This is a genomic window from Chelativorans sp. ZYF759 (assembly GCF_012911015.1).
Lineage (GTDB): Bacteria > Pseudomonadota > Alphaproteobacteria > Rhizobiales > Rhizobiaceae > ZYF759.
Genome location: NZ_WVVV01000036.1, coordinates 1 through 3,075, shown reverse-complemented (window position 1 = coordinate 3,075; position 3,075 = coordinate 1). Strand labels below are relative to the sequence as shown.

Sequence of the window (3,075 nt, the reverse complement as noted above, 5' to 3'; positions counted from 1 at the left end):
CCGGCGCCGAGGCCCAGGGAGTCCTGCACGGACGACAGCGCCTTGTTGTCGGAACGCATGGTGGTGGCGATCGACCAGTAGGCGGCGTTGTCGGCAGCTTCGCCGACGCGCAGGCCCGTCGAAATGCGGCCCTGAGTGGTGGCGAGGTTCTTGTTGGTGGCGGTGAGGGTCTGCAGCGCAGTCATCGCGCTGGCGTTCGTATTGATGCTAGCCATTTGGGAAAAACTCCCCCGATACAAAACTCAAAAACAAACATGCCGAAACCGGCTAAGGCTGTGTTGACATCATGTCTATCGGAGAAAACCGACCAACCTCAGGTTTCACACCTAGTGTCCAAAAGCTGCCGGTTCCTTAACGCCCGCGTGAAGCTGATTCGATAGCCGGTTATAAACTGCGATCGTGGGGATGCGCTGTTAGGTCGACCTCATTCAACCCATTGTAATTATGTAGAGTTTCCATATACCGTAATATTTACGATTCGCTAAGCATAAGTGCAGGTTGCAAGCGGGAGACCCATGGAACTGACCGAAACCGATCGCGGATTGCTGACACAAGCGCCAGACGTATGGGCTCCCTTAAGTGCCGTTGCCCGCTACGTGGACCATGTCCAGCATCTTTGCGACATGGGGCTGGTGAGGACTCGAATGATGCCGCTGGAGAACAGGCCGGGACACGCCCGAATGGAATGGCAGATTACCAAGAAAGGGCGCCGGGCCCTGGCCCCGTCCTCGAAGGCCTAACTGTGGAGGACTTCGATTCTCGGAAAGCTAAGTCAGCCATCCTGCCCCAACGAGGGGGAGGTCATGGAGAATCGGCTTCTGAAGCCGGCAAAAGCCACAAATTGCTTTATGGGCGGATACGACCTGGCCCGTCTCTGAGCAGGGGCTGCATCCGGACCAGGACCCACGCCATCCCCTAGGACATCAACCATCTCTGGCTACCAACTCTCCCCGACAGAAAGCGCCCCTTTCCCCGAACGGCCAACTTCCACGATGGCTTGGCGATGCTATCTGATCGAAGGCGGCGGTGATCGCGAGCGTCGCGCCGGTCTACCATCGCTTCGCCCGTCAGACGTGCCGGCTTCGCCTTACCCGGGACTTCCGGCTCGTTCTGGTACGACATCACGATCATGGCGTAAGCCCACCTCGCGCTTCGCGTCATGCCAGACCATCCGATACAGATATTGCTTCACCGCAATGAAGGGACCGACCGCCATATCACTGCAGGATGCCAGCGAGTCCTGACCCCGAGCCGTTAGTGGTACGGTGCGACTGCGTCCAGACTTCGTGATCCAGGAAGTCGCCCTCCCCTTCTCGAAATCATTCCAGCGCAGCCCGATTGCTTCACCGAGGCGCGCGCCGGTGTCCACGAGGAAGACGGACAGGTGAAAGTAGATCCCCGATCACGCCTTGATGGCGGCGAACAGCCTCAGCTCCTCATCGGGATCGAGGAACCGGATTCGGCCCGCCTTCTCCTTCAGGCGCTCTATATCTGGCACGCTGCGGATGTCGCCCATCGCACGCGCCTTCTTGAGTAGCTTGCCGAGCGCGGAGAACTTTCGGTTGATGGTCGCGTTGCTGTTGCCGCGCTGTCGGAGCAGGGCCGCGAGCTCATTTAGGCGCTCCTGCGGAAAATCGGTGAATGGAGCAGGGCCGAGCAGCCGGTCCAGTTCGCGGATGAAACCGGTGAGACAGTACTTGTGCAGGCCCGCTTCCCACAGCGTGTCCTGGTACTTCGCAAACAGCTCATCGAGAGTGTGGCCCTTGCCGGACTCGGTGTACCGGTGGGCATCAGCTTGGATGTGAGAGGGCCAGGTCGACCAGTAGCCGGGCTCATAGGTTGCACGCATTCTCGGTTCTCCTTCTCTACGGAGCATTGGAATGCGTACTTCTCGGGACGCGGCAAGCAAAATGAATTGGGAGGGCTGGAGGGGACAGCGGTGCCCAGTTGACGGTCAGGGGCGGCGGTCACATCAAGTTGAATCCGAGCGCGCCGCTCCGCAACGGAACATTAGTGCACTGACCTCGTTCGCCGGGCATGCCGATGAGGCAAAGCGAAACCCAACGAGGAAGGGAACATCATGAATATCAGAACATTGATTGCGGCCGCAGCCATCACGGCGTTCACGGGTTCGGCCATCGCCCAGACCGCAGACGTAGGTACAGACCAAGGCGACCCGCAGACCGCCGAGTGGGGTTCAAATCAGGAACAGATGCTGTTCCAAGAGCATGGCACCACTTTGTGGCCTGCTGCCGGTTTTTCGGACACCAGGTTAAGCTAACATAGCTTGCTCCTCGAACTCGACGGGGCTCAGATAGCCCAGTGTCGAGTGCCGTCGCCGAGGGTTGTAGAAGCGCTCGATGTAATCGAACACATCCGCCCTGGCATCGTCCCTTGTCCTGTAGACCTTGCGCGCGGTGCGTTCGGTTTTGAGCGACGAGAAGATGCGGCGCGGCGATCAACGTGAGAGGGCAGCGTCAATCAAGATGAGAACGCCGCTGGATGGGAACGCAGGGAGGGCGTAGCCCGACCGGAGTTTCCATCCAGCGGCGGCGGCCCGTTTTGAGGGCCTTTCTGGTGTTCGCGGTCGGCCGGGTATGCCGGTGGTTTTTCCGATTCGGAGGAACCGCTTCGTGCCCGGCCGCCACCTAACCGATCACCAGATGAGGCTCTACATGAAGCTCCGCCAAACCCACCCGACGTCCGTCGCCGCCGCGAAGGCGTCGCTCAGCGTGGCGACCGCATATCGGATCGAGAAGGATCCACATATGCCGTCCCAGAAGAAGCCGGTTCGCGGCCGTCGCCGACCCGATCCGCTCGAGAGCATCTTTGATGCCGAGATTGTCCCGCTGCTCAAGGCCGCGCCCGGTATCAGGCCCGTGGCGATCTTCGAGGAGATGATGCGACGGCATCCCCAACTGAGCAGCGGCATTCGCCGGACACTGGAACGTCGCATTCGATCATGGCGGGCCATTCACGGCGAAGAGCAAGAGGTGATCTTCCGGCAGACCCACGAACCCGGCCGCCTCGGCCTGTCGGACTTCACCGACATGAACGCCAGCGGCGTCACCATCG

General features: G+C 60.2%; 3 protein-coding genes and 3 pseudogenes. 2 read left to right on the top strand and 4 right to left on the bottom strand.

Translation table 11 applies throughout. From position 1 onward, the window contains the following. The 3 genes and pseudogenes from GRZ55_RS22895 to GRZ55_RS22885 form a co-directional block, all read right to left on the bottom strand. Positions 1 to 215: pseudogene (locus tag GRZ55_RS22895) on the bottom strand (flagellin); the annotation flags it as partial. 872 nt (positions 216 to 1,087) lie between these two features. Next, the gene (locus GRZ55_RS23840; protein ID WP_169289250.1) at positions 1,088 to 1,369 is read right to left on the bottom strand and encodes a tyrosine-type recombinase/integrase; all 282 of its coding nucleotides are present in this window, start codon (positions 1,367 to 1,369) and stop codon (positions 1,088 to 1,090) included. A 33-nt stretch (positions 1,370 to 1,402) separates the two neighbouring features. Continuing rightward, on the bottom strand, positions 1,403 to 1,849 hold the full coding sequence (locus GRZ55_RS22885; RefSeq protein ID WP_169289249.1) for a hypothetical protein: 447 nt from the start codon (positions 1,847 to 1,849) through the stop codon (positions 1,403 to 1,405). Positions 1,850 to 2,080: 231 nt separating this feature from the next. Between GRZ55_RS22885 and GRZ55_RS22880 the strand changes: the two genes are divergently transcribed. After that, entirely contained in the window at positions 2,081 to 2,281 is a 201-nt protein-coding gene (locus GRZ55_RS22880; RefSeq protein ID WP_169289248.1) for a hypothetical protein, read from the top strand. Here GRZ55_RS22880 and GRZ55_RS22875 read toward each other — a convergent pair. After that, positions 2,273 to 2,443 (bottom strand): annotated as a pseudogene (locus GRZ55_RS22875) (IS3 family transposase); the annotation flags it as partial. The gene GRZ55_RS22880 and the pseudogene GRZ55_RS22875 overlap by 9 nt on opposite strands. Before the next feature lie 220 nt (positions 2,444 to 2,663). Here GRZ55_RS22875 and GRZ55_RS22870 point away from each other — a divergent pair. Then, a pseudogene (locus tag GRZ55_RS22870) lies at positions 2,664 to 3,075 on the top strand (IS21 family transposase); the annotation flags it as partial.

Bases quoted from the DNA above. Each gene is read 5' to 3' on its own strand.
- GRZ55_RS22885 (WP_169289249.1), bottom strand. From the start codon at position 1,849: ATGCGTGCAACCTATGAGCCCGGCTACTGGTCGACCTGGCCCTCTCAC.
- GRZ55_RS22880 (WP_169289248.1), top strand. From the start codon at position 2,081: ATGAATATCAGAACATTGATTGCGGCCGCAGCCATCACGGCGTTCACG.